This is a genomic window from Serratia sp. G204Y, from assembly GCF_051172435.1.
Lineage (GTDB): Bacteria > Pseudomonadota > Gammaproteobacteria > Enterobacterales > Enterobacteriaceae > Serratia > Serratia sarumanii.
Window position 1 is genome coordinate 1,429,752 of sequence record NZ_JBPIZA010000001.1, and the last position, 26,237, is coordinate 1,455,988.

Consider the following 26,237-nt stretch of genomic DNA (forward strand, 5'->3'; position numbering starts at 1 on the left):
CCGCCACGCGCTGCTGTTCTCTTTGCTGATGACCGGCGCGGCCGCCTGGGCCGCCCCGCTCACGCTGGCGAGCAAGAACTTTACCGAACAGCGCATTCTGTCGGCGATCACCGTGCAATACCTGCGGGCCAAAGGTTTTCAGGTCGAACCCAAGACCAATCTGGCCACGGTGATCACCCGCAACGCCATGATCAACAAACAGATCGACATGACCTGGGAATACACCGGCACCTCGCTGATCATCTTTAACCACATCAATAAGCGCATGACGCCGCAGGAAACTTACGACACGGTGAAAAAGCTCGACGCCAAACTCGGCCTGGTGTGGCTGCAGCCGGCGGACATGAACAACACCTACGCCTTCGCCATGCAGCGCCAGCGCGCGGAAAAAGAGCAGATTCGCACCATGTCGCAGCTGGTGGCCAAAGTGGAACAGGTGCGTAAAACCGACCCGAAACACAACTGGCTGCTGGGGCTGGATCTGGAGTTTGCCGGCCGCTCGGACGGCCTGAAGCCGATGCAGGCGCTGTACGACATGCCGCTCGATCGCCCGCAAATCCGCCAAATGGACCCCGGCCTGGTTTACAACGCCATCCGCGACGGCTTCGTCGATGCCGGGCTGGTGTACACCACCGACGGCCGGGTGAAAGGCTTCGATCTGCAGGTGCTCGAAGACGACAAGGGCTATTTCCCGAGCTATGCGGTCACGCCGGTGGTGCGTGCCGACGTGTTGCAAAACACGCCGGGGCTGGAAGCGGCGCTGAACACGCTGTCGAAACAGTTCAACAATCAGGTGATCACCGAGCTTAACGCCAGGGTGGATATCGACTACCAGACGCCGCAACAGGTCGCCGACGCGTTCCTCAAGCAGCGCGGCCTGATTTAGGGAGGCATGTGATGAATACTGTACTTTACGCCTGGCAAAACTGGGCCTATATCGCCGGATTGACGCTGGAGCACCTGCTGCTGGTCGGCGTCGCCGTCGGCCTGGCGATCCTGATCGGCGTGCCGCTCGGCGTGCTGATCGTCCGCCACAAATGGCTGGCGACGCCGGTGCTGAGCCTGGCCACGCTGGTGCTGACCGTGCCCTCCATCGCCCTGTTCGGGCTGATGATCCCGCTGTTTTCCTTAATCGGCCACGGCATCGGCTACGTGCCGGCGATCACCGCGGTGTTCCTTTATTCGCTGCTGCCGATCGTGCGCAACACCCACACCGCGCTCGACAATCTGCCCGGCGGGCTGCGCGAAGCCGGCCGCGGCATCGGCATGACGTTCTGGCAACGCCTGCGCTGGGTAGAGATCCCGGTGGCGCTGCCGGTGATTTTCGGCGGCATTCGTACCGCCGTGGTGATGAATATCGGCGTGATGGCGATCGCCGCAGTGATCGGCGCCGGCGGCCTCGGCCTGCTGCTGCTCAACGGCATCAGCAGCAGCGACATCCGCCAGTTGATTACCGGCGCCGTGATGATCAGCCTGCTGGCGATCGTCCTCGATTGGTTATTGCACCGCTTGCAAATTGCGCTTACGCCCAAGGGGATCCGCTCATGATTAAATTGGAAAATCTGACCAAACAGTTCATGCAGAAGAACGGCACGCCGTTCAACGCCGTCGACAACATCAATCTGGACGTACCGGAAGGCGAAATCTGCGTGCTGCTCGGCCCTTCCGGCTGCGGCAAAACCACCACGCTGAAGATGATCAACCGCCTGATCGAACCCACCGGCGGCACCATTCTGATCAACGGTGAAGACACCAGCGCGCTGGATACCGTCAGCCTGCGCCGCAAAATCGGCTACGTCATCCAGCAGATCGGTCTGTTCCCCAACATGACCATCGAGGAGAACATCACCGTGGTGCCGCGCATGCTGGGCTGGGACAAAAAACGCTGCCACGATCGCGCCGAGGAGCTGATGAGCATGGTGGCGCTGGATCCCAAGCGCTTTTTGCACCGCTACCCGAAAGAGATGTCCGGCGGGCAGCAGCAGCGCATCGGCGTGATCCGTGCGCTGGCGGCCGATCCTCCGGTGCTGCTGATGGATGAACCCTTCGGCGCGGTGGACCCGATCAACCGCGAAACCATCCAGAACGAGTTTCTCGACATGCAGCGCCAGCTGAAAAAGACCGTGATGCTGGTGAGCCACGACATCGATGAAGCGCTGAAGCTCGGCGATCGCATCGCGGTGTTCCGCCAGGGCAAAATCGTACAGAACGCCAGCGCCGATGAGCTGCTGGCGCGGCCGGCGAACGAGTTCGTCGCCTCCTTTGTCGGCCAGGACCGCACGCTGAAGCGCCTGCTGCTGGTGCAGGCCGGCGACGTGGCCGATCAACAGGAAACGGTGACGGTGCGGCGGGAGACGCCGCTAGTGGAAGCGTTCGGGCTGATGGACGATATCGACGCCCGCTCGGTGACGGTGGTGGACGCCGACGGCAAGCCGCTGGGGTACGTCAAACGCCGTGAAGCGCGCGGCGCACCGGGCGTCTGCGCCGACAGTCTGCACCGTTTCCGCGTCACCGCGCGTGCGGAGGAGAACCTGCGCGTGGTGCTGTCGAAACTGTACGAGCACAACACCTCCTGGATGCCGATCGTCGATGAAGACGGCCGCTACAGCGGCGAAATCTCGCAGGATTACATCGCCGACTACCTCAGCTCCGGCCGCACGCGCCGGGTGCTGACGCCGCAATAACTCACTCAGGGGCGCTCACCGCCCCGCCCACGCCGCAGTTTGCTAAAGATTCACTGGTCATCGGCCGGAGCGCCAAGCACAATGCGCTGATGACCCTTTGATTTTTCTCACGACGCCGCCCACGCATGAAAAGATTGGTCCACCTGCACCACTATCGCGCCCTGTTGCGCAGCCTGTTTATCGCCGTGTTCATCGGCGTCGCCGCCGCTCTGGCGGTGTGGCTGTTCCACCGTTCGATGATTGGCCTCGAGTGGCTGCTGCTCGGCAATGCCGACGGCAGCCTGGTGGCCGCCGCCGCCGCGCTGCCCGGCTGGCGGCGCGCCCTCACTCCGGCGCTGGGCGGCCTGGCGGCAGGCCTGCTGCTGTATATTCACCAGCGCTACCGCCACCAGCGCCCGGCGGCGCCCACCGACTATATGGAAGCGATCGAGACCGGCAACGGCAAGCTGGACACCGGCGCCAGCCTGGTGAAGTGCCTGGCGTCGCTGCTGGTGGTGTCGAGCGGCAGCGCCATCGGCCGCGAAGGCGCGATGATCCTGCTGGCGGCGCTGGTGGGCTCACTGTTCGCTCAGCGCTTTACGCACGAGAAAGAGTGGAAACTGTGGGTGGCCTGCGCCGCCGCCGCCGGGATGGCCAGCGCCTATCATGCGCCGCTGGCGGGCAGCCTGTTTATCGCCGAGATCCTGTTCGGCACCCTGATGCTGGCCTCGCTCGGCCCGGTGGTGATCGCGGCGGTCAGCGCCCTGCTGATGACCAACCTGCTCAACGGCGGCCAGGCGCCGCTCTATCTGGTGACGCCGCTCGCGGCTCCCTTGCCGACGCAATACCTGCTGATGGCGCTGGTCGGCGTGGTGGCCGGCGCCGGCGGGCCGCTGTTTTTATGGCTGATGACCGCCACCGGCCATGCCTTCCGCTCGCTGAGATTGAAACCGCCGTTGCAGCTGGCGCTGGGCGGCCTGATCGTCGGGCTGCTTTCGCTGCTGTTCCCGCAGGTATGGGGCAACGGTTACAGCGTGGTGCAGGCGCTGCTGATCGCGCCGCCGGGGGTGCTGCTGCTGGGGGCGATCTTGGTGTGCAAACTGTTGGCGATCCTCGCCAGCAGCGGGTCGGGCGCGCCGGGCGGGGTCTTCACCCCGACGCTGTTCGTCGGCGCCGCGCTCGGTTCGATCATCGGTCAGCTGTTTGGCCTGTGGCCGGGCATGGATACGGCGGTGCCGCTGCTGCTGGCGCTGACCGGCATGGCTACCCTGCTGGCCGCCACCACCCATGCGCCGATCATGGCGGCGCTGATGGTGTTTGAAATGACCGGCGAGTACGCCCTGCTGCCCGGCATTCTGCTCTCGTGCGTGATCGCCACCACCGTGTCGCGCGGCCTGCGGCCGGTGTCGGTGTATCATTCGGCGCCGCCACCCAAACGCGAGGCTTAGAACTCGCCCTGCTGCAGGATTTTCCTGAACTGCGGGCACTGCAGGTGCTCGGGTTCAGGGCAATCAACCAAGTGGCGCAGCCCGTCGCGCACCTGCACCAGGCGCTGGATATGGCGATCCAGCTCATCCGCCCGCGCCGCCAGCAGCCCGCGATCGAGCGCTATCTTGCCCCGTTCGTCAAACAAGGCGCTCATCTCGTCCAGCGTAAAACCGGCCAGGCGCGCCAGCGCGATCAGCCGCAGTTGGTCAAGCACGCCGGCGGCGTATTGGCGACGCAAACCGTGGCGGCCCGTCGACGCGATCAGCCCTTTCTTCTCGTAATGCCGCAGCGCGGAAGGCGCGATCCCGCTCAGGCGCGCCACCGTGCCGATATCCAGTTCTTTTGCCATTGACTTGAAGCCGACTTTAAGTTGCACACTGTGCGCACATTATCACGTCACTGAGCCAAGGACACCCCTATGACCCCTGAACTGTTAGTGCGCATTCTGTTAACCGGCGTTGGCGCCACCCTCTGCATGGATCTGTGGGCGCTGCTGCTGAGGCGGCGCTTCGGCATCCCTTCTCTCGATTATGCGCTGGTGGGCCGCTGGTTTCTCGGCATGTTCGACGGCCGCTGGTTTCACGCCACCATCATTACGGCGCCGCCGCGCCGGGGAGAGAGAACAATCGGCTGGATATTGCATTACGCCATCGGCATCGCGTTTGCCTTTATCCCGATCGGTTTGGCGGGCATCGGGTGGTATGCGGCGCCGGAGCCGCTCATCGCGCTGTTGAGCGGCTGGCTGAGCCTGGCGGCGCCGTTTCTGGTGATGCAGCCCGCGCTGGGCTTTGGCGTGGCGGCGGCGAAAACCGCCTACCCGCGAAAAGCGCGGCTCCTCAGCCTGCTCACCCACACGGTGTATGGGCTGGGCCTGCTGATTGCCGCCCGGCTGTTGGCGGCGCTGTGCACCTGAGCAGGCTTACAGCAGCGTGGAAATATCGAGGTAGTGCGCCAGCTCGCGCTGCTCTGCGCGTGGCAAATAGGGAATCTCACCCAGCAGCGGCGCGGGAATGCGCTGCTGCAGCGCCGCGATGGTTTCGGCATAGTGCGCCAACCCCGGGTTGATGCGGTTGGCCACCCAACCCAACAGCGGCAGGCCGTCGTTGATGATCGACTGCGCGGTCAGCAGTGCGTGGCTGACGCAGCCCAGCTTGATGCCCACCACCAGCACCACCGGCAGCTGTTCCTGTACCACCCACTCGGCGTAAGGCCGCAGATCGTTCATCAGCACCCGCCAACCGCCGCTGCCTTCCACCACCACCGTGTCGGCTTTGGCGGACAGATCCCGCAGACCGCTGCTCATCACGCCATAGTTGATGTCCTCGGTCGCATGCGCGTGAAACACCTCATCCAGGCAGGTGATGGGATTGATCTCCTCGTAGGACAGCGGCAGGGTTGACGATGCCTGCAACACCAAAGCGTCTTTATTGCGGATGCCCTCGCTGGTTTCCTGGCAGCGTGCGGCGATCGGCTTGTAGCCGGCCACCGAACGGCCATCGGCGGCCAGCGCCTGCATCAACCCGCGGGAAACCACGGTTTTACCGACGTCGGTATCCGTGCCTGTCACAAATAAACGCTTCAACATGAATAAAATGCCCCAGAATGCCCCGTTAACAATGTGTCGCCGCACCGGCGGCGAAGAAGTCTTGCGGAAAAATTCTAGGGGATGCGCCCCCATAGGGGCTTGAGGTAGCTCAATCTTTTGCGGAATTAATAAGAAGTTCTGATGTTAGCCCTGCAGCAGCTGTACCAGCAACGAACCGTTGTACAGCGCCTCTTTCACCAGCGCCGCGCCGGGCATGGTGCCCTTATTGAAGAACTGCGTGGATTCGACCTTGACCTGCTCGCTGTAGGCCGGCAGCGCCTGCTGGCGAATGCAGGAGGCGATGGCCGGGTGCAGGATCTCCGCCGCGCGGTTGAGCGGCGAGCCCACCAGGATCTTCTCCGGATTGAACAGATTGACCATGATTGCCAGAATGCGCCCCACGCTGTGCCCAACGCCGAGAATGATGTCCCGCGCCAGCTGATCGCCCGCCAGCGCGGCGTCGCACAGCGATTCGACGGTCAGCGGCGCGCCGTGCAGGCTGGAGCTCATCGAGCCGCTCAGCCGCTGCTGGGCGATCTCCAGCATGTTTTCGATGCTGGCCACGGTTTCGAGACAGCCGTGGTTGCCGCAGTAGCAGCGTTTGCCGTAGGGATCGACCTGGGTGTGGCCGATCTCCACCACGCTGTGGCTGCCGGCGTGCAGCACATGGCCACCGGTGATCACCCCGGCACCGACGTTGTGGTCGATCACCACCTGAATGACGTTCTGGCTGCCGCGCGAGGCGCCGTACAGCGCCTCGGCCATGGTCCAGGCGCTGATGTCGTGCTGCAGGTAAACCGGCAGGCCAGTGCGGGTTTCCAATGCCGGGCCAAGCGGCATCTCCAGCACGTCGTAAAACGGCATGCGGTGCACCACGCCGGACTGCACGTCGATCATGCCCGGCAGCGTGATGGCGATCGCCGTCAGCCGCTCCAGCTTGCTTTGGTGGCGGATAAAGAACTGATCGACTTCGGTCAGGATGCGTTTCAGCAGCGGTTCAGGGTGTTCGGCCGCCAGCGGCAGCAGCTCCTCCACTACCAGTTTGCTGCTGAGATCGCGCAGCGCCAGCGTGATGCTGCCGCGGCTGATGCGGGCGGACAGGTAGTGCCAGGCCTCGGTGTCCAGCACCAGCCCCACCGCCGGGCGGCCCCGGCTGCCGATTTCCTGGTACTCGGTTTCCTTGACCAGATGGGCTTCCAGCAGTTCGCGCACGATCTTGGTGATGCTGGCGGGCGCCAGCTGCGCGCGTTTTGACAGTTCGATGCGCGAAATCGGGCCCAGTTGATCGATTAGCCGATAAACCGCCCCCGCATTGGTCTGCTTGATTTGATCGATATGCCCAGGCTGCCCAACCGCAATCACAAACCTGCTCCTACTATTTTTCGCGCTTCTAAATAAAGACTAGGGGTTATGGTGGGGCTTTTGTCATACAGCGTCAACTATTTGATTCGTTATGTGATTTGCTGCACAAATTCCTCGCGATTTCAGCGTGAATTGATTTTTATTTACCCGGTTACGGCGTCATTTGAGCATCAACGCCATCAGCGCCTGCGCCGCAGCGGTCAGCGGCCGCCGGCGGTGATGCACCAGCCACACTTCGGTGGTGGCGTCCGGTTCCGCCAGCGGCAAATAGCGCACGCCGTCCACCCGCACCCGGGCGAAAGAGGCCGGTAAAATCGACACCCCCAATCCGGCGGAAACCAGCCCGATGATGGTCATCGCTTCCCCCACTTCCTGGGTGATATACGGCGTAATGCCGGCCTTGCCGAGCAGCAGCAGAATTTCGTCGTACAGCGCGGTGCCCACTTCACGCGAAAAGAACACGAACGGCTCCCTCGCCAAGTGTTGAAACCGCAGCGCGCCGCCGGGCGTTTCCGCCAGCGGATGCCCTTGCGGCACCACCGCAACCAGCGGTTCGCGCAGCAGCAGCTGATAGTGAAGCGCCTCCGGCAGCCGCGTGTTGCGCATCACCCCCAGATCCAGCTCACCGTTCAGCAGCGGTTCGATCTGCTGTTTGGTGTTGATTTCGCGCATTTTGATATGCACCTGCGGCGAGTGCTGACGAAAGGCGCGCAGGCTGCGCGACACCACGCCGATAAAGGGCGCGGAAGAGGTAAAGCCGATGGTCATTTCCCCCAGCTCGCCGCGCTCCAGACGCGCCGCCTTTTCCGCCGCGCGCCCGACCTGATCGAGTACCTGATAGGCTTCTTTCAGGAACATCTCTCCGGCCTGGGTCAAACTGACGTTGCGGTTGTTGCGCGCCAGCAGCCGCGCGCCAACCATCTCTTCCAGCGCCTGGATTTGCTGGCTGAGCGGCGGCTGGGAGATACGCAGCCGTTCGGCGGCGCGGCCAAAATGCAGCTCTTCCGCCACGGCGATAAAGTAACGCAGGTGTCTCAATTCGATATTCATATTTAAAATGTCTTAATTTTAATTATTAATATATTAGACAAAAAAATCGCCGCTCCCTATCATTTTGTTATCTGCAAAGTGTCTGTTTATCTCCCCGAAGTTCGGTAAGGAAACGCTGTGACAACCCCTGTGCGTTCTGCGGCCGCGATGCCGTCGACGCTGGCCGCCAACGATGACGCGGCCGCTGCGCCAAAAGTAAAACGCTCCACCCTCAACAACAAACTCCCCTACATCGAACGCGGCACGCCGCAGTTTATGCGCGTGACGCTGGCGCTGTTTTCCGCCGGGCTGGCGACCTTCGCGCTGCTCTACTGCGTGCAGCCGATCCTGCCGGTGCTGTCGCAAGATTTCGGCGTATCGCCGGCGGAAAGCAGCCTGTCGCTGTCGGTCTCCACCGGCCTGCTGGCGATCGGCCTGATGTTTACCGGGCCGCTGTCCGACGCCATCGGCCGCAAATCGGTGATGGTGGTGGCGTTGCTGCTGGCGGCGGTCTGCACGCTGATCTGCGCCTTTATGACCAGCTGGCACGGCATTTTGCTGATGCGCGCGCTGATCGGCCTGTCGCTGAGCGGCGTGGCGGCGGTCGGCATGACCTATCTCAGCGAAGAGATCCATCCCAGCTTCGTCGCCTTCTCGATGGGGCTGTATATCAGCGGCAACTCGATCGGCGGCATGAGCGGCCGCCTGGTGACCGGGGTGTTGACCGACTTCTTCTCCTGGCGCTTGTCGCTCGGGGTCATCGGCCTGTTCGCCCTCGCCGCCGCCTGCATGTTCTGGCGCATCCTGCCCGCCTCGCGGCATTTTCGCGCCAGCTCGCTGCGCCCGCGCACCCTGCTGATCAATTTCAAACTGCATTGGCACGATAAGGGCCTGCCGCTGCTGTTCGCGGAAGGTTTCCTGCTGATGGGCAGCTTCGTCACCCTGTTCAACTACATCGGCTATCGCCTGCTGGCGGATCCTTACCACCTGAGCCAGGCGATCGTCGGCCTGCTGTCGGTGGTGTACCTCACCGGCTCCTACAGCTCGCCCAAGGCCGGCGCGCTCACCTCGCGCTTCGGGCGCGGCCCGGTGCTGCTGGCCTCGATCGTGATTATGCTGATCGGGATTCTGATTACCGCGCTGCCGCAGGTGCCGGCGATCTTTATCGGCATGATGCTGTTCACCGCCGGCTTTTTCGCCGCCCACTCGGTGGCCAGCAGCTGGATCGGCCGCCGCGCGCGCCGCGCCAAAGGCCAGGCGTCGTCGCTGTATCTGTTCTGCTATTACGTCGGCTCGAGCGTGGCCGGCACCCTCGGCGGCGTGTTCTGGCACAGTTTCGGCTGGAATGGCGTGGCGGCGTTCATCAGCCTGATGCTGCTGCTGGCGCTGCTGGTAGTGCATTACCTGAAACGCCTGCCGGAAGCGGCGCGCCTTTGAAGAGAAAAAGCCGCGGTGGTTTGCCGCGGCTTGTCATGCCAGTGCCTGTGATTATTGACCGGTTTTCCAGCGGGTGCGCAGGTACGCCACCGCCTTATCCGTTTGCGGCTCAGTCAGATAGCGTTGCCGGAACAGGATGGTTCCCCCCATTCCCGGCAGGCTTTCGTTGAGATCGAGCTGCCTTTTCAGTTCGGGAACGCCGCCCTCGACGGCCCAGGCCGGCTCGCTAGCCGCAGGCGTACCCACTTTATACAGCGCCACCCCGGCATAGAGCCGAACCGACGTGCCTTTCACCACCTCGGCCCACCAGTTGGCCAGCACGTCGTAGCGGACAATTTCACGATCAAAAGGCCAATACAGCTGCGGTGCGATATAATCGAGCAGCCCCAGTTTTACCCACTGGCGCGTATCGGCATAGGCCGTATCATACGATGGCGCGCCTGCCCGCGTCGCCGAACCGTCAGGATCGTCCGCTTTGTTTCGCCATACGCCCGCCGGGCTGACGCCAAACGCAACCTCGGGCTTCAATGCTTTGACGGCGGCTGACACCTGTTTTATCAATTGCAGCGTGTTGTCTCTGCGCCAGGCGGCTTTGTCTGCAAATCCTTTGCCGTATGCGCGATATGTTCGTTCATCATCCAGCGGCGATTGCGGCGTTTCGTAATAGAAGTAATCGTCAAACTGAATGCCGTCGACATCGTAGTTTTTGACTATTTCAGCCACCACGCCGGTGATCCAGTTGCGCACGTCGGGCAGGCCGGGGTCGAGCACGAAGCGCTCGTTGGCGGTGCGTATCCAGTCGGGATGCAGCGCATAGACGCTGGCCGGCGGCGACTGCAGCGTATGATTGAGTGCCTCAATCGTCTGTGGGCGGGTATTCATGGAAACCCGATAAGGGTTCAACCAGGCATGCACCTTGATGCCGCGCCGGTGCGCTTCTTGCAGCATAAAGGCCAGCGGATCATAGCCGGGATCCTGGCCAACGGTGCCGGTCAACACCTCAGACCAGGGCAAGATGTTTGAGCGCCACAGGGCCGTGCCGTCCGGTTTAACCTGAAAATAGACCGTGTTAATCCCGGTTTTCACCATCTCGTCCAGCGCGTCCGTCAGCCCCTGTTTCTGCTGGCAAACCCGCTCTTGCGCGGTTTCCGCCTTCAGGGAGGCCGCCGGCGGCCAGTCCAGGCCAATGACCGTGGCCAGCCAGATGCCCCGCATCGGTGTTATCGGCGGTGTCGGCCGCGGGGGCTTCTCCGGTTCGGGTGGCTTGGCGCATCCGCTCACGCCCAGCATGGCGGCCATCAACAGCCATCCGCCTAATTTTGTTGCGCCTGTCGGCATCCTGATTCTCCTTCCGTGAGTGACGGTTATCCCATGTCGTTGCGTGCAGAGCAAGAAACTGCCCGTTATCAAGCTGCCGGCGTCGCCTTTTTCAGACGACGCCGGTGCCTTTATCCCATCACCAGCTCAGCCCAGTCCCGCGAGGGAACGCCACCTTGCCCGTATTGGTTTCCGCATCGTAGTCATGCCAGGTGTTGACCGGCAATTTGCCCTGCGGTTTGATTTTACCCGTCAGCACCTGCGCCAAAGAGACCATCGAAGGGCCGCGCCACACGCCGCTGTCATAACCGTAGTAGGCGTAGGTGGCGACGGCCGCCTCCACCTCTGCGGCATAGTTCACGATATCGTAAGGGGCGCGCAGTGAGAGGTGAACGCGTTTTTTCCCTTGCTCGGCAGCGTATTTCAACCAGCCCGGATAAGGACTGCCTTCATTGCCCGCTCCGGTTGCGGAAGTCACCACCCCATCCTGCTCGGCAGGCGTAAAGCGGGTTGACAGCGTTCCGAGCAGGAACACGTCGCAGCCGGCAATATGCTCTCTGACCTGGGCGTCGCTCAGCTCCGTTTCCTTCGCGGCAACGACGTTCTGATACCCCTCCTGCGCCATCACGCGCGCAATGCCGTTGGCCTGCTCGCCCCACGGGGTCAAAATAAAGTAGCGCAGCGTTTTGCCCTTCAACGGCAACAGGCTGTGGCGATTGATCACCACGGTAATGGAGCGATCGGCGATGCGTTTTTCCAGCTTGTGCGCTGAGGACGAAGCGTCGTTGGAACACGGCCTGTCGCTATGGCCCATCAGGTTATGGCGTAATTTCAGGCGCAAAATTCGCTCGACCGAGGCATCGATATCAGCCTCGCTGAGATGCCCCGTTTTCACCCTGTCCGCAAGGTAACGGATCAGATCCGGCAGCAAGCGCGCCTGGGCCGGCGAAGCGATGCTGACAGGCATCAGGGCAATATCCACCCCGGCGGCAAAGACGTTTTCAGCGGCCGCTTGCTGGCTGAAATGCTCGGCAATCGCGCCCATATCCAGCGCGTCTGAAATCGTTACGCCGACATACCCCAATTCATTGCGCAGGATCTGGGTCTGAATTTCATGCGACATGGTGGCCGGCACCGTGATTTTTTCACCGCTGCGGGTGTCTATCTGGCGGTTATCCAGTGCCGGATACTGAATATGGGCGGTCATGACCATGTCCGGCGCCGCGCAGCGATCGATGGCCTGCTTGTAAGGAGCGATATCGATGGCAAAAGCCTCTTCCCGCGTGCGATCGACGCGCGGCAAACCGGTATGCGAGTCGGTCGAGGTGCTGCCATGGCCGGGGAAGTGTTTGTAAGCGGTGATCAGCCCCTGCTGTTTCATGCCCGCCACCATTTTCTCTGCCAGACGGGAAACGGTGTTTTTATCATCGCTGAAGGCGCGGACGTTAATCACCGGGTTGAACGGGTTGGTGTTGACGTCCACGACCGGGGCAAAGTTGGTATTGATATGCAACGCGCGCATATCCTGGGCCATCAGTTTGCCTTGTTCAACGGCGAGATGTTTATCCGCACCGCCCTCAATCGCCGCCGCGAGCGCCATATTGCCGGGAAATGAGGCATAGTCGCCGCGCGGCAGCCGGAAAACATTACCGCCTTCGTTGTCGGTGCCAATAAACAAACGAATGCCCGCGTGGGTTTTCATCGCGGCATACCAGGCCGTCAACGTGTTGATCTGCTGCTTGTCTTGCAGATTATTGGCAAACAGGATCACCCCACCCACGTGGTTATCGGCGATCAGCTTGCCAATGGCTTCATCGGGGACGGTCATATCCTGATTGCTGCTACCGTTCCGATCCCAGTAGCGAAAATCCAGCATGATTTTTTGCCCGATCTTCTCTTCCAGCGTCATGTTTTTGACTTTCTGTTTAATATCCACAGTGAACCTCCGTTTAAAGCGCCCGTTAATGACAGAAGAAAAGATAACCCCAAGGGCTCATCGCGTCCTGCCATTCCGTTTGTTCCAGCGTTTGGACAACGGCGAGCGGAAAATGGATTAAACAAAACGCAAACAAACAGGAGAAAATCCATCAATGAATCAAAACGCTACGCATACCGGGTGTATGGCGTGCCCTGCTGGCAAAGACTGTTATGGCGCATTTTCCGCTGGTAAGCCGGGTGGTCGGTGAAGCTGCCGTCGGCTCAGGGGCCGATGTTGCCCCCAGTCCGCCACTCTTCTATAGTATGTTGTAACTAAAATAGGGGGGGTGCGATGAGCAGATACGATGTGATTGGCCGGATGAACGCCTGCTTTACCGAACTGGAGCAGGCGCTCGGCGCGCTGCAGCAGCAGATCGCCCCGCTGCGGTTGCTGGCGGCGCGGGTGTTCAGCCTGCCGGAGGTTGAAAAAGGCCAGGAACATCAGGCCATCTCACATATCGCGGTCGAACAGCATGTGGGGCAAGCGGCGCGCGATCTGGCGCTGGAGCACTATCAGCGGCTGTTCATCCACCATAACCGGGAGAATGTCAGCAGCAAGGCCGCCGTTCGCCTGCCCGGCGTCATCTGTCTGGCGGTGGAGCAGCCGGAGTATCAGGCGCTGCAAACGCAGCTGGCGCTGATCAATCGCCTGAAGGGCGAGCTGGAACAGATTATCACCGTCGATTCCGGCCTGGCGCCGGAGCAGCGTTTCGAGTTCGTGCACACCCATCTGCACGGGCTGATTACCCTCAGCGCCTATCGCACCCTCACCGCCCTGACCAACCCCGACTCCGTGCGCTTCGGCTGGGCCAACAAGCACATCATCAAAAACGTCAAGCGGGACGACATTCTGGCGCAGCTGGAGAAAAGCCTGAAAGCCGGCCGCGCGGTGCCGCCGCACAGCCGTGAACAGTGGGCTGCCCTGGTCAGCCGCGAGATAGACGACGTCAGCCGCCTGCCGCAGCACGCGACGCTGAAAATCAAGCGGCCGGTCAAAGTGCAGCCGATCGCCCGGGTGTGGTATCAGCAGCAGCAAAAACAGGTGCAACACCCCTGCCCGCTGCCGCTGATCGCCCTGTGTCAGGTTGAAAACGGCGCCGCGGTGCCGAAGATTGGCGAGCTGCTCAACTACGACGTCGACGCGGTGAAACACCGTTACAAACCCGACGCCCGGCCGCTGCGGCTGCTGGTGCCGCGCCTGCACCTGTATACCGACGACGCTACTCGCTGAGGGCATACACCCGCAGGCGATGGCCGTCCGGATCCCGCGCCACGAAGGTGTAACCGAACGCCATCTCGGTCGGCGTTTGCTCAATCGGCAGCCCGAGTTCGCGCCACTGGTTATAGCGCGCCTCGACCTCTTGCGGATCCTGGCACAAAAAGCCCAGTTCACCGCCGCCGCCGGTCAGGGTCGCCGCAGGTTTTACCCCCTGTTTGGCCCACATCCCCAGCTTAAAGCCGTTGTTGAGCACGAACAGGGCGAAGCCGGGAGAAAGTTCCACCGGCGCCTGTCCCAGTAAGCGTTGATAAAAGGCGGCGCTGTTCAGCGGGTTATCGACGTAAAGCAGGGTCATGCTGGGAAGAGTCATCGGTCTGTCCTCTGGGTGATGGGAACCGGCCGGTTCCCGATAGGCACAGACTAAAGCGCGCGGCTGACAGTTTATGGCAGCAGCGTGCCGCTATTGCTCCGCAATGCCCTCGCTGAGGCGCCACTCTTTCAGCAGCCGCCGCCGGCCGCGCGGATAGCGCTGTTCCAACGGCATGGCGGCCTGAATGCGATCGAGGCGAAAATGGCGAAACGCCTGGCGCAGCTCGCACCAGGCGACCAGCACCTGGAGCTGCTCGAAAAAGCCCAGCGCAAAGGGCCACAGCAGGCGTTCGCTGCGCTGCCCCGCCAGATCGAGATAGTCGATATGCAGCTTGCGCTCGCGGCGGATGGTGTCACGGATCAGCACCCGCAGCTCATCCGCCACCGGCGGCGCCTGAACCGGCGCTATCAATAGCGTGTTGGCCTCCAGTTCCTCCCGCAGCGCCGGCGGCAGCACGTCGGCGATCTTGGCCAGCGCCTGGCCCGCCGCGCTCGCCAGCTGGCTGTCGCCGCGGCGGCTGACCCAGCGCATCCCCAGCACCAACGCTTCTGTCTCCGCCTGCGAGAACATCAGCGGCGGCAGCATAAAGCCGGGGCGCAGCACATAGCCGACGCCCGCCTCGCCGGCGATCTCCGCCCCCTGCTGCTGCAGCGTGGCGATATCGCGGTACAGCGTGCGCATGCTGATGCCCAGCGTCTGCGCCAGCGCATGACCCGCCACCGGATAACGGCGGCTGCGCAGCAGCTGCATCAGATCGAGTAAACGTTGTGCGCGCGACATCTTGATTTCTCCACAAAAAAAGGGCTTACCTCAGTAAGCCCCCGGTTGCCTCACAGATCAATCATTTCTGCATGCTGCCGACCATCGCTTCCGGCCGCACCCACTCGTCGAACTGCGCTTCGGTCAGGTAGCCCAGCTTCAGCGCCGCGGCTTTCAGCGTCAGCCCTTCCTTGTGCGCTTTCTTGGCGATTTCCGCCGCCTTGTCGTAGCCGATGTGGGTGTTGAGCGCCGTCACCAGCATCAGCGATTCGTTCAGCAACTGGGTGATGCGATCGCGGTTCGGTTCGATGCCCACCGCGCAGTGCTCGTTGAAGCCCTGCATGCCGTCGGCCAGCAGGCGAATCGACTGCAGGTAGTTGTGGATCACCATCGGGCGGAACACGTTCAGCTCGAAGTTGCCGGAAGCGCCGCCGATGTTTACTGCCACGTCGTTGCCCAGCACCTGGGCGCACAGCATGGTCATCGCCTCACACTGGGTCGGGTTGACCTTGCCGGGCATGATGGAACTGCCCGGTTCGTTCTCCGGGATCGAAATCTCGCCGATGCCGCAGCGCGGGCCGGAAGCCAGCCAGCGCACGTCGTTGGCGATCTTCATCAGCGAGGCCGCCAGCCCTTTTAGCGCGCCATGCCCCTGCACCAGCGCGTCGCAGGTTGCCAGCGCTTCGAACTTGTTCGGGGCGGTGACGAACGGCTGATGGGTCAATTCCGCCAGCGCTTTAGCGACGCGCACCGCGTACTCCGGATGGGTGTTCAGCCCGGTGCCGACCGCCGTGCCGCCCAGCGCCAGCTCGGCGATGTGCGGGATACTGTCCTCGATGTGTTTCAGATTGTGCGCCAGCATCGCCGCCCAACCGGAGATCTCCTGCCCCAGGGTCAACGGCGTGGCGTCCTGCAGATGGGTGCGGCCGATTTTGACGATGTCGCGGTAGGCTTCAGCCTTGTCGCTCAGCGTCTTGTGCAGCACTTTCAGCTCGGGGATCAGATGTTCGCGCAGCGCAATCACCGCCGCCACGTGCATCGCGGTGGGAAACACGTCGTTGGAGCTTTGGCTTTTATTGACGTCGTCGTTCGGGTGCACCTTGCGCTCTTCACCGCGCACGCCGCCCAGCAGCTCGCTGGCGCGGTTGGCCAACACTTCGTTCATGTTCATGTTGGTCTGGGTGCCGGAACCAGTTTGCCAGATCGACAGCGGAAACTGGTCGGCATGGCTGTCCGCCAGCACTTCGTCGGCGGCGCTGATGATGGCGGCGCCCCGTTCGGCCGGCAGCAGCCCCAGATCCACGTTCACCTGCGCGGCGGCGCGCTTGGTCAACGCCAGCGCGTGGATCAGCGCGGTCGGCATCTTTTCGGAGGAAATGCGGAAATGCGCCAACGAACGTTGGGTTTGCGCGCCCCACAGCTTGTCGGCCGGTACTTCGATGGGGCCCATAGAGTCTTTTTCGATACGAACGCCTGCCATCATTATCTCCTTAGCATAATTCCTAAAATCGTAGGGTTGAGCCGACGCGCTACCCCCCGTCGGCATGCACTCCCAGTATAGTGACATAATAACTATTCGCATTAAGAGAGTTATCTCACAGCACGTTTCATCTTTTTTACCCATTAACGACGCGGTTATTTTCCATCGGTTAACCCGCGGCGAAATAAACGGCCGGGAATGAGCCAGGAGAATAAAACTGTGGCTACTCATTAACGCGGATGACGCGAATTAAAATTATTGATGCGCTGCGCCTGTAAATGATTGAGCTCATCGATACGTTGTTGCTGCAGATGATTGATCTCGTCGTAGGCGTCCTGCCGTTCATGATGCCGATACGCCCCGGTCGCCACCGCGCCGGCGGTGAGCGCCAACGGGTGCGCCACGGGCACGATCGCGGCGGGAACCGCGACCGGCGCGGGTGCAACGACGATCGGCGCCGGCGCGATCGCCACGGCGCGCGGCGCCGCGTAAGGATAGGTGACGATCACCGCCGCCTGGGCTGCGCCGGCGCAAAGCCCCAACAGCAACAACAGTTTTTTCATGCAACAGACCTCTGGTTTTGTTAAATCGACTCGTTAGCCGTTACGGTAAAGAGGTCTGGCGCGCAGGTTTAAGCTCGGCGTGTGATCGCCCGGCGCAGCGCGAAAATAATAATAAGGGAATGGCTCAGACGGTAAAAAATAAATTCAGCAGTCATATTTTGACATGCTGAATAATAAATAATGCGGCAGGATGAGCGGACTATCGGCAATAATCCCGCCGGTTCAAAAAATAATCGATCGGCGGGTTTTCCGGGCCGCCTTGAGGCCTGCGCGCCAATTGAGGCGCCGATCGTTATCACGTTATACTTTGGCCCCGTTGCCGGGCGCGACGTTATTCGGCGTTGTTTTGATCGCGCCCATGATTTTTCCTGCCGACGCGGGCGTATGATGGTTGTCGGCACAGATTTAACTAACCGTATAAAATCAGTAAGTTATTGCCATCTGGTACGGCAATGACGCTAAGGACGTTTATCGACATGCAAAAAATGACCAACGCGGTACAGAATTACGCCTGGGGCAGCCACGATGCGCTGACCCGTCTTTACGGCATCGCCAACCCTGATAATCAGCCGATGGCCGAACTGTGGATGGGCGCCCATCCCAAGAGCCCTTCCCGCGTGCCGAGCGCCGACGGCGAGCTGCGTTCGCTGCGCGATCTGATCGATGAAGACCAGCCAAAACAGCTGGGCACCAACGTCGCCAGCCGCTTTGGCGAGTTGCCGTTCCTGTTTAAAGTACTCTGCGCCGATCAGCCACTGTCGATCCAGGTCCACCCGAGCAAAGCGGCGGCCGAAATCGGCTTCGCGAAAGAGAATGCCGCCGGCATCCCCCTGAGCGCCGCCGAACGCAACTATAAAGATCCCAACCACAAGCCCGAGCTGGTGTTCGCCCTCACGCCGTTCCTGGCGATGAACGGCTTTCGCGAACTGGCCGATATCGTTTCCCTGCTGCAACCGATCGCCGGCGCACACCACGACATCGCCGCCTTCCTGCAACAGCCGGACACCGCGCATCTCGCAACCCTGTTCGCCAGCCTGCTGACGATGAGCGGCGAGCAAAAGTCGCTGGCGCTCGGCGTATTGAAAGCCGCGCTCAACAACCAGCAGGGGGAACCCTGGGACACCGTACGCTTTATCGCCGGCTTCTATCCGGACGACAGCGGCCTGTTCTCACCGCTGCTGCTGAACGTGGTGCAGCTCGCGCCGGGCGAAGCAATGTTCCTGTATGCCGAAACGCCGCACGCCTACCTGAAAGGCGTGGCGCTGGAGGTGATGGCCAACTCGGACAACGTGTTGCGCGCGGGCCTGACGCCGAAATTCATCGACGTGCCCGAGCTGCTGGCCAATCTGCAGTTCCGCCCGCAGCCGGCTTCCGGCCTGCTGACCCAGCCGGAGCCGCGCGGCAACGAGCTGTTCTTCCCGATTCCGGTGGAGGATTTCGCCTTCTCGCTGCACGATTTGACCACCGCCCCGCAGGCGCTGGCGCAGCAAAGCGCCGCCATCGTGTTCTGCGTCACCGGCGAAGCGACGCTGGAAAAATCCGGGCAACGCCTGACGCTCAAACCGGGCGAATCCTGCTTTATCGGGGCTTTCGAATCCCCGGTCAACGTCAGCGGCAGCGGCCGCATCGCCAGGGTTTATAACCAGCTGGCCTAACCGTTGATAAATTTCAGCAAATTGCTTGCTGAAAGCGAGAGCTACCCCCACAATTAAACGCCTGCGGGCGTTTATTTTCGGCCCCTATTTGCCCCTCCCGCGCAACGGAGGGTGATAAGAAAAAAGGATGAAACAGAGCTATGAAAAAATCGTTAGTCGCTGTCAGCGTCATTGTGGTTCTTGGCGCAGCATGGACCGGGGCATCCTGGTACACCGGGAAACTGATCGAGCAGCACATGGGCGAAGTCGTCGACAACGCCAACGGCCAGCTGAAAGCTTACCTGCCGAAAGCCGGGGTTAAGCTGAGCTATGAAAATTACCAGCGCGGCCTGTTCAGCAGTAAAGTGCGTTATGTGCTGCGTTCCGACGGCACGGATACCAGTGAAGACGCGGCGCTGAAAGCCGGCGAAGAAGTGGCGTTCCTGGAAACCATCGATCACGGCCCGTTCCCCTTCGCCCAGCTGAAAAAATTCAATCTGCTGCCGAGCATGGCGTCGGTGCATACCGAGCTGGAAAATACCCCGGCGGTGAAAGGCCTGTTTGACACCACCAAAGGCAAATCGCTGTTTACCGCCGATTCGCGCATCTCTTACAGCGGGGACACCTCGTCCGCCATCGACATCATCCCGCTGGACTACCAAAAGGATAAGTCTTCGCTGAAATTCAGCGGCGCCACCATTAACGCCGATGTGTCCAGCGATCTGAAAAAATTCGTGCTGGACGCCAATAGCGACAATATCGTGTTCGCCAGCCCGAACGAATTCGGTCAAAACGAGCAGATCACCTTCCAGGGCTTCAACCTGAAAGGCAACAGCAACGAGAGCAAGTTCGGCGTGAAGCTCGGCGATCAGACGATGACGCTCAAGCAGTTCAAACTGACGATCGACGGTAAAGATACCGTGGCGTTGGACGGTTTCAACCTGGTGAGCAAGTTCGGCGAGCAAGGCAGCAGCAACATCGGCGGCCAGATCGACTACACCATGGACGCGCTCAAGGTGCAGGGCAACGATTTCGGCGCCGGCAAGCTGGCGCTGAAAATCGACAACGTCGACGGCAAGGCGCTGAAAGACTTCGCCGACAGCTACAACCGCCAGACCATGGCGCTGCTGCAACAGGGCGAGAACCTGGATCCGGCCGTGTATGAGCAGCAAAACGCCGAGCTGTTGCAAAAGAACCTGCCGCTGCTGCTGAAAGGCAACCCGAGCCTCAGCATCGCGCCGCTGAGCTGGAAAAACAGCAAGGGCGAGAGCACCTTCACGCTGGATCTGGCGCTGACCGATCCGAGCAAAGCCGCCTCCCCGGCGCAATCGCCGGATCAGCTGATCGCGCAGGCGGTTAAAAAGCTGGATATCAACCTGACCATTCCGGAAGCGATGGCCACCGAAGTGACCGCGAAAACCGCGCTGTTGCAGGGTTACAATGCGGAAGACGCGCAGAAACTGGCGCAGCAGCAGGTGCAGGGCCTGGCGGCCATGGGCCAGATGTTCAAGCTGACCACCCAGAAAGACGGCGTGATCGCGAGCACGTTCCACTATGCCGACAACCAGGTTGACCTCAACGGCAACAAGATGTCGCTGCAAGAGTTCATCGGCCAGTTCGCCATGCTGGGCGCCCCGGCGGAAGACGCTGAACCGGCGCAGGAAGCGGAACCCGCTCCGGCACCGGCGCAGTAATCGCCTGACAGCCTGATCAAGGGCCCCCTGCGGGGCCCTTTTTATTTACCCCATTTCCGCGGCGTAAACCGCATCGCGGATCTGCTGCGGATAGCGGCCGCACATGCCTTCAAACGCGGTGTTGGTCAGTATCACCACGCTCAACTGCGCCTGTGGATCAAAGAACCAGCTGTGGCCGTAAACGCCGCCCCAGGTCAGCGTGCCGGCATGCTGCGGCGTCTGCGCGGCATCTGTGTCCACCAGCAGCGCCCCGCCGAAACCGAATCCCCAGCCCGGCCCTTGCGTTTGCGCCTGCGCCCCCACGTGCGGGCTGCGCAGCAACGCCACCGTGTCCGGCCGCAACATGCCCTGCCCGCCGCTGCGCAACGCCTCCACCAGGCGCAGCACATCGTCGGCATCGCCGACCATGCCCGCGCCGCCGGAAGGATAGGCCCCGGCGTTAAGCGCCCGCGCGGGTGAAAACAGTACCTCGCCCCCCGCCATCTCCTCCGGCAGCGCCAGCCGCAGGCCTTCATGCATGCGCTGCGGCCCTTGCGGCGTGTTGTAATACGGTGTCGCCAGATTCGCGGCGTCCGTCGCATAAAACGCGGTATTGCCGAGCCCCAGCGGCCGCGCCACCCATTCGACAAACAGCTGCGGCAGCGGCATGCCCGTCACCCGTTCCAGCACCGCGCCAAGCACGTCGATCGCCAGCGAATAATTGAAGCGCTCCCCCGGCGCCGACAGCAACGGTGCCTGTGCCAACAGCCGCAGGTTTTGCTCCAGCGTCAGCGTCGACAGCTCCACGCCGTCCTGGATCCCCAACTGATGATAAACGCCCGCCGGCGGCTGGTTCAGCCGATAGTCCAGCCCGGCGGTGTGGCTCAGCAAATGACGAATCTTGATCACCGGGCGCCGGCCGTCCGCCAACGCCGGAGTGAACCACGGCAGCCAGTCGCTGACCGCGTCGTCCAGGCTCAGCTTGCCCTGCTCAATCAGGCGCAGCGCCGCCAGCGTGGTATAGGGTTTGGAGACCGACGACAGTCGAAACTGCGTTTCTCGCCGCATCGGCCGCCGCGCTTCGCGATCGGCATAGCCGGCCGCCCCGGCGTAGCAAATCTCGCCCCGCCGCGCCACCAGCACTACGCTACCCACGATGCGCCCTTCGGCCATCGCCTGTTGATCGATCGCCGCGATCCGTTCTGTTAACGCCCGTTGTTCTGCCGACATGATTTTCATCTCTCTGATGGAAAGTAAAATCAGTCTAAAACCTTCGTCATAAATTAAAATAAGGCATAATTTAATGAATCATTAAGCACAGGTTATTGATAGATGAGTTCACTCCTGCAGCTGTTGCCCTATTTCGAAGCCGTCGCGCGCCTGGGCAACTTTACCCGCGCGGCCAGCCAGCTCGGCGTCACGCCGCCGGCGGTGTCGCAAAACATTCAGGCGCTGGAGAATCAGCTGGGAGTGCGGTTATTTCATCGCACCAGCCGCTCGGTGCGCCTCAGTGACGAGGGCCGGTTGTTCTATCAGAAGGTATCGCCGGCGATGAGCCAGATCGACGTGGCGGCGGACGACGTGCGCGCTGTGGGCGCGCAGCCGGCGGGCCTGCTGCGCATTACGCTGCCGCAGCTGGCCGCCTCGCTGCTGGTGATGCCGCACCTGGCGGAATTTCAACGGCGCTATCCCGACGTGCAACTGGAGCTGTTTACCGAAGACCGCTTTTCCGATCTGGTACTGGGCAGTTTCGATGCCGGCATTCGCATGCATGCCATGCTGCAAAAGGACATGATCGCCGTGCCGATCGACAACGGCCAGCGTCGGGTGCTGGTCGCCTCGCCCGACTATCTGGCGCGCTGCGGCGTACCGGCCACGCCGGACGATCTGCCCGTTCACCACTGCCTGCGCTACCGTTTCCCCGGCAGCGGCAAACTGGAACCCTGGTATTTCAGCCTGGGCGACGATGAACGCGCGCTGGACGTCAGCGGCAGTTTAATTTTTAACGAAGATCGGCTGCTCAAGGATGCGGCGTTGGCGGGCCTGGGTATCGCACAGCGTTTTCAGGGCACGGTGTTGCAGGAGCTGGCGCAGGGGCAACTGGTGGAAGTGCTGCCGGATTACGCCAGCGAAGCGTCGGGGTTTTTCATCTACTTTCCCGCCGGCAGGCATCTGCCGCTCAAGCTGCGCGCCTTTATCGATTTCATGCGCGAGCGGCGTGAACGGCAGCACCGGTGGTAGGGGCGCCTCGCCGGCGCCCCTGGCCGTCAGCGCTTCTCCAGCGCCTGGACGATGTGGTAAGCCGCCTCGACGCGATCGTCGTTCGGGAACCACTTGTTGGCCAGCATCACCACGGCGATATTTTTCGCCGGGATAAATACCGCGTAGGTGGAGAAACCGCCGGTGGAGCCGGTTTTGTTATACCAGCCGGCGCGCAATTCCGGCTGCGGCGGCGTGATGGCGGTGGCCGGCGTGCCGTTCATGATCATCCCGGCGTTGTTGCCTTCAATCAAACGCGACAGTTTCACTGGATACGGGTAGTTCTCCCACATCAGATCCTGCGTGAACGCGCCCGCCTTGTAATAACCGACGTGCGTCGCGGCCAGCGCGTCGCGCCACGGCTGCGCCACCTTCACCTGCTGCAGGTTGGCGTCCAGATAGCGAATCAGATCGCGAGCGTTGGATTTGATGCCGTAAGATTCGGCGTCCAGCGGGCCGGGATTGACCCGCACCGGCTTATCGTCCTTGCTGTAACCCTGCGCATAGTTAGCCATCTGCGCCGCCGGCACCTGAACGTAGGTGTGGCTCATGCCCAGCGCCGGCAGCATCCCCTGTTCCATCGCCTGGATAAACGGCTGGTCGAGGCTCTTGGCGGCGATCATGCCCAGCATGCCGATGCCGAGGTTGGAATAGACCCGGTAGCTGCCCGCCGGGTGTTTCGGCTGCCAGGCCCGGTAGTAGGCCATCAGCTGGGCGTTGTTGGTGACGTCGTCCGGCACGAACAGCGGCAGGCCGGAGGTATGCGTCGCCAGATTCAGCAGGCTGACGCCGTCGAAGGCGCTGCCGCGCAGCTCGGGCAGATAGCGGCTGGCCGGATCGTTGAACGACAGCTTGCCCTGCTGCTGCGCATAGACCGCCAGCGTCGCGGTAAAGGTTTTGCTCAGCGAGCCCACTTCGAACAGCGTCTCCTCGGTGATCGGTTTGCCGGTCTGCTTCGAGGCGACGCCATACGGGTAAATCTGCTGTTTGCCGTCGACCGACACGGCGATCGCCATGCCCGGTACGCCATATTTTTTCATCAGCGGCTGAATAACGGCGTCGATATCCTGCTGCTGCGCGGCCTGCGCGGTCGGCAAGATCAGTGCGGCGATCAGCGCGGCCGCCAGGCGGTTCATTTTCGTCATGATAGAAGCTCTTAGGTTGCAGGGTATCAGCCGCGGCCAAAAGTTTTTATTGGCGTTATGCACGGCGCTTTCCCTGATTGATGATGTCATTCCTTTACGGCTGCGGCGACGCTCACAGCAGCCGCGCCAAATATCGGATTTTGCCGCCGGGTTGACAAGCGATAATAATTTCAGCCAGCATAAAGAAAAACTTATGGCTATCGACAATGCGCAATCGACTTCCCCTCAACGCCCTGCGGGCGTTCGAATCCTCCGCTCGCCACCTGAACTTCACCCGCGCCGGTCTGGAGCTGCGTGTCACCCAGGCCGCCGTCAGCCAGCAGGTGCGCATGCTGGAAGAACAGCTGGGCATTCAGCTGTTCCGCCGCCTGCCGCGCGGGCTGGATCTGACCGAAGAGGGCCAGGCGCTGCTGCCGGTATTGAGCGACGCCTTCGACCGCATCGAGGCGGTGCTGCAGCAGTTCGAAGGCGGGCATTTCCACGAGGTGCTGACGGTGGCGGTGGTCGGCACCTTCGCCGTCGGCTGGCTGATGCCGCGGCTGGCGGCATTCCGCACGGCGCACCCGTTTATCGATCTACGGGTGCTGACCCACAACAACCTGGTCAATCTGTCGGCCGACGGCATGGATTTCGCCATCCGCTTCGGCGAAGGCCTCTGGCCCGCCACCTGCAATATCAAGCTGTTCGACGCGCCGCTGACGGTGCTCTGCCCGCCGGCGGTCGCCGCGCGCCTGCGCACGCCGCAGGATCTGCAGCACGAGCAGCTGATGCGCACCTACCGCAAGGACGAGTGGGAACGCTGGTTCGCGGCGGCACAGGTGACGCCGTGGCGGATCAACGGCCCGGTGTTCGACTCGTCAAGGCTGATGGTGGAAGGCGCGATCCAGTGCGATGGCGTGGCGCTGGCGCCGGTCAGCATGTTCCGCCGCGAACTGGCCGCCGGCGCGCTGCAGCGGCCGTTTGCCGCCGAGGCCGCACTCGGCGCTTATTGGCTGACCCATTTGAAATCGCGAGATCTGACGCCGGCGATGAAAACCTTTATCGGCTGGATCCGCCGGGAGGCGGAGGAGGAACAGCAACAGGGCTAGGCGGAACCGCGCCGGATCAGCGTCGGCGGCAGAATGACGTTCTGCGCCGGCAGGTCGGCGTCACCGATGCGCTGCAGCAGGCGCGCGGCGGCGCTGCGCCCCACTTCCCGCGCCGAGCTGGAGACGAAGGTCAGCGGCGGCTCGGTCAGTTCGGCCTCCGGGACGTCGCCGAAGCCGATCAGCGCCACCTGCCGCCCGTAGTAGGCGTCGACCCCGTCCGAACCGATGCTGCGGCCGCTGCGCGCCAGGCCAAAATAGGCGCCGAGCGCCACCGACGCCTTGTGGCAGACGATGGCGGTAATATTCGGGTAATGGCGCAGCAGTTGCTCCGCCGCTTCCGCCGCCTGGCGCTGCCGGCAATCGCACTCGACGATCCATTCGCTGCGAAACGGCAGGCCATACTGCACCAGCGTGGCGCAAAAGCCGCCCAGCCGCTCGGCGCGCGTCAACGAGTCGCTCTGCCCGCCGAGGTAGGCGATTTGGCTGTGGCCCCGCTTGATCAAAAATTCGGTGGCCAGCTTGGCGGCCTGCATGTTGTCCGGCCGCACCACGTCCACGCCGTCGAGACCGCTGGAGCGCGCCACGCAGACCAGCGGTACGCCCTGCTCGGCCGCCTTCTCCTTCAGGCCCGCCGCCGCGCGAATGCCGCCCGCCAGCACGATGCCGTCGACGCCCTGCGCCAGCAGCGCGTCAAACGCCCGCTGCAAGCCCTGGCCGTCGCGCCCGCTCTGCGTCAAAAACAGCAGCTTGTCGTGCGCCTCCAGCGCTTCGCTCAGCCCGGCGGTCATTTCGGCATAGAAGGGTTCGCAGATGTCGCGCAGAATAAGGCCGATCACCCCGGACTCCCCGCCGCGCAGCGTCGCCGCCTGGCGATTGCGCACATAGCCCAGCTGCTCTATCGCCTGATTGACCTTCTCGACGGTGGTCGGCGAAATGCGCCCCTTGCCGCTCAACACCAGGGAAACCGTGGTGACCGACACGCCCGCCTGTTGCGCCACATCGGTGATGGTGATCTTTTTGATGCTCATAGTCTCTGCGAACCCGTTCCTGGGCAACCCGCGCCGTAATGATCAAGGGTATACCGAATCCGTTATCTCAGTAAAACGTTTTACTGCCTACCGCATTGTCGTCAAAAACCGGGCGGCAGATTTGTGATTGGCGGCGCATTTTTTCTAGGTAAAACGTTTTA

24 protein-coding genes are annotated in these 26,237 nt (G+C 62.0%); 11 read left to right on the forward strand and 13 right to left on the reverse strand.

Features of this window, described 5'->3' with window-relative positions:
* The first annotated feature begins 28 nt into the window (after positions 1-28).
* The 4 genes from ACSBQQ_RS06855 (at position 29) to clcB (ending at position 4,111) form a co-directional block, all read left to right on the forward strand.
* Positions 29-886, forward strand: a complete 858-nt coding sequence (locus tag ACSBQQ_RS06855; protein WP_204275976.1) for a glycine betaine ABC transporter substrate-binding protein — start codon at positions 29-31, stop codon at positions 884-886.
* Positions 887-897: 11 nt separating this feature from the next.
* Positions 898-1,548 carry an osmoprotectant ABC transporter permease OsmW gene (osmW, locus tag ACSBQQ_RS06860; protein WP_049199194.1) on the forward strand — a complete coding sequence of 217 codons (651 nt, stop codon included), beginning with the start codon at positions 898-900 and terminating at the stop codon, positions 1,546-1,548.
* Positions 1,545-2,684, forward strand: a complete 1,140-nt coding sequence (gene osmV / locus ACSBQQ_RS06865; protein WP_060419095.1) for an osmoprotectant ABC transporter ATP-binding protein OsmV — start codon at positions 1,545-1,547, stop codon at positions 2,682-2,684. The genes osmW and osmV overlap by 4 nt, the downstream gene beginning before the upstream one ends.
* A 125-nt stretch (positions 2,685-2,809) precedes the next feature.
* Entirely contained in the window at positions 2,810-4,111 is a 1,302-nt protein-coding gene (clcB, locus tag ACSBQQ_RS06870) for a voltage-gated ClC-type chloride channel ClcB (RefSeq protein WP_038873948.1), read from the forward strand.
* Here clcB and ACSBQQ_RS06875 read toward each other — a convergent pair.
* Positions 4,108-4,500, reverse strand: a complete 393-nt coding sequence (locus ACSBQQ_RS06875) for a helix-turn-helix domain-containing protein (RefSeq protein WP_060428154.1) — start codon at positions 4,498-4,500, stop codon at positions 4,108-4,110. The genes clcB and ACSBQQ_RS06875 overlap by 4 nt on opposite strands.
* 69 nt (positions 4,501-4,569) lie before the next feature.
* Between ACSBQQ_RS06875 and ACSBQQ_RS06880 the strand changes: the two genes are divergently transcribed.
* Positions 4,570-5,064 carry a DUF2938 family protein gene (locus ACSBQQ_RS06880; RefSeq protein WP_060428156.1) on the forward strand — a complete coding sequence of 165 codons (495 nt, stop codon included), beginning with the start codon at positions 4,570-4,572 and terminating at the stop codon, positions 5,062-5,064.
* Positions 5,065-5,070: 6 nt separating this feature from the next.
* Here ACSBQQ_RS06880 and bioD read toward each other — a convergent pair whose 3' ends face one another.
* From bioD to ACSBQQ_RS06895, 3 genes are all read right to left on the reverse strand, one after another.
* Positions 5,071-5,736: a dethiobiotin synthase gene (gene bioD / locus ACSBQQ_RS06885; protein WP_060428158.1), complete on the reverse strand. Its 666-nt coding sequence runs from the start codon at positions 5,734-5,736 to the stop codon at positions 5,071-5,073.
* A gap of 144 nt (positions 5,737-5,880) precedes the next feature.
* Positions 5,881-7,098, reverse strand: coding sequence for a sugar metabolism global transcriptional regulator Mlc (gene mlc / locus ACSBQQ_RS06890; RefSeq protein WP_060428160.1), 1,218 nt, complete (start codon positions 7,096-7,098; stop codon positions 5,881-5,883).
* 159 nt (positions 7,099-7,257) lie between these two features.
* A complete protein-coding gene (locus ACSBQQ_RS06895) occupies positions 7,258-8,148 on the reverse strand; it encodes a LysR substrate-binding domain-containing protein (protein WP_060428162.1) in 891 nt (296 codons plus the stop codon).
* A 147-nt stretch (positions 8,149-8,295) separates the two neighbouring features.
* Between ACSBQQ_RS06895 and ACSBQQ_RS06900 the strand changes: the two genes are divergently transcribed.
* A complete protein-coding gene (locus ACSBQQ_RS06900; protein ID WP_170929842.1) occupies positions 8,296-9,564 on the forward strand; it encodes an MFS transporter in 1,269 nt (422 codons plus the stop codon).
* 51 nt (positions 9,565-9,615) lie between these two features.
* Here ACSBQQ_RS06900 and ACSBQQ_RS06905 read toward each other — a convergent pair whose 3' ends face one another.
* Together ACSBQQ_RS06905 and ACSBQQ_RS06910 are read right to left on the reverse strand one after the other, a co-directional pair.
* The gene (locus ACSBQQ_RS06905; RefSeq protein ID WP_060426205.1) at positions 9,616-10,902 is read right to left on the reverse strand and encodes a glycoside hydrolase family 10 protein; all 1,287 of its coding nucleotides are present in this window, start codon (positions 10,900-10,902) and stop codon (positions 9,616-9,618) included.
* Positions 10,903-11,020: 118 nt separating this feature from the next.
* Positions 11,021-12,817: a glycoside hydrolase family 3 protein gene (locus ACSBQQ_RS06910; RefSeq protein WP_060428166.1), complete on the reverse strand. Its 1,797-nt coding sequence runs from the start codon at positions 12,815-12,817 to the stop codon at positions 11,021-11,023.
* A gap of 333 nt (positions 12,818-13,150) precedes the next feature.
* Between ACSBQQ_RS06910 and tus the strand changes: the two genes are divergently transcribed.
* The gene (tus, locus tag ACSBQQ_RS06915) at positions 13,151-14,089 is read left to right on the forward strand and encodes a DNA replication terminus site-binding protein (protein ID WP_043147415.1); all 939 of its coding nucleotides are present in this window, start codon (positions 13,151-13,153) and stop codon (positions 14,087-14,089) included.
* Here the strand turns inward: tus and ACSBQQ_RS06920 are convergent.
* From ACSBQQ_RS06920 to ACSBQQ_RS06935, 4 genes are all read right to left on the reverse strand, one after another.
* Positions 14,079-14,447, reverse strand: a complete 369-nt coding sequence (locus tag ACSBQQ_RS06920; RefSeq protein ID WP_033638436.1) for a VOC family protein — start codon at positions 14,445-14,447, stop codon at positions 14,079-14,081. The two genes, tus and ACSBQQ_RS06920, sit on opposite strands and share 11 nt — an antisense overlap.
* A gap of 90 nt (positions 14,448-14,537) precedes the next feature.
* The gene (locus ACSBQQ_RS06925; protein WP_060428168.1) at positions 14,538-15,227 is read right to left on the reverse strand and encodes a helix-turn-helix transcriptional regulator; all 690 of its coding nucleotides are present in this window, start codon (positions 15,225-15,227) and stop codon (positions 14,538-14,540) included.
* A gap of 61 nt (positions 15,228-15,288) precedes the next feature.
* A complete protein-coding gene (gene fumC, locus ACSBQQ_RS06930; RefSeq protein ID WP_033638434.1) occupies positions 15,289-16,686 on the reverse strand; it encodes a class II fumarate hydratase in 1,398 nt (465 codons plus the stop codon).
* 230 nt (positions 16,687-16,916) lie between these two features.
* On the reverse strand, positions 16,917-17,249 hold the full coding sequence (locus ACSBQQ_RS06935) for a hypothetical protein (protein ID WP_033654745.1): 333 nt from the start codon (positions 17,247-17,249) through the stop codon (positions 16,917-16,919).
* A gap of 476 nt (positions 17,250-17,725) precedes the next feature.
* On the opposite strand from ACSBQQ_RS06935, the gene manA reads away from it, so the two are divergent.
* Entirely contained in the window at positions 17,726-18,904 is a 1,179-nt protein-coding gene (gene manA / locus ACSBQQ_RS06940; RefSeq protein WP_060428170.1) for a mannose-6-phosphate isomerase, read from the forward strand.
* 140 nt (positions 18,905-19,044) lie between these two features.
* Positions 19,045-20,577, forward strand: coding sequence for a YdgA family protein (locus tag ACSBQQ_RS06945; protein ID WP_041034957.1), 1,533 nt, complete (start codon positions 19,045-19,047; stop codon positions 20,575-20,577).
* A 45-nt stretch (positions 20,578-20,622) separates the two neighbouring features.
* On the opposite strand, the gene ACSBQQ_RS06950 is transcribed toward ACSBQQ_RS06945, so the two are convergent.
* Positions 20,623-21,786, reverse strand: a complete 1,164-nt coding sequence (locus ACSBQQ_RS06950) for a serine hydrolase domain-containing protein (protein WP_048322074.1) — start codon at positions 21,784-21,786, stop codon at positions 20,623-20,625.
* A gap of 102 nt (positions 21,787-21,888) precedes the next feature.
* On the opposite strand from ACSBQQ_RS06950, the gene ACSBQQ_RS06955 reads away from it, so the two are divergent.
* Complete coding sequence (locus ACSBQQ_RS06955) at positions 21,889-22,797, forward strand: LysR family transcriptional regulator (RefSeq protein ID WP_060428172.1); 909 nt, start codon at positions 21,889-21,891, stop codon at positions 22,795-22,797.
* Positions 22,798-22,823: 26 nt separating this feature from the next.
* On the opposite strand, the gene blaSRT is transcribed toward ACSBQQ_RS06955, so the two are convergent.
* On the reverse strand, positions 22,824-23,960 hold the full coding sequence (blaSRT, locus tag ACSBQQ_RS06960; protein ID WP_047567658.1) for an SRT/SST family class C beta-lactamase: 1,137 nt from the start codon (positions 23,958-23,960) through the stop codon (positions 22,824-22,826).
* A 206-nt stretch (positions 23,961-24,166) separates the two neighbouring features.
* Here blaSRT and ACSBQQ_RS06965 point away from each other — a divergent pair, with 206 nt between their 5' ends.
* On the forward strand, positions 24,167-25,048 hold the full coding sequence (locus ACSBQQ_RS06965; RefSeq protein ID WP_039566322.1) for a LysR family transcriptional regulator: 882 nt from the start codon (positions 24,167-24,169) through the stop codon (positions 25,046-25,048).
* On the opposite strand, the gene ACSBQQ_RS06970 is transcribed toward ACSBQQ_RS06965, so the two are convergent.
* Positions 25,045-26,076, reverse strand: a complete 1,032-nt coding sequence (locus ACSBQQ_RS06970; RefSeq protein WP_033648213.1) for a Mal regulon transcriptional regulator MalI — start codon at positions 26,074-26,076, stop codon at positions 25,045-25,047. The two genes, ACSBQQ_RS06965 and ACSBQQ_RS06970, sit on opposite strands and share 4 nt — an antisense overlap.
* Between the last annotated feature and the right edge of the window lie 161 nt (positions 26,077-26,237).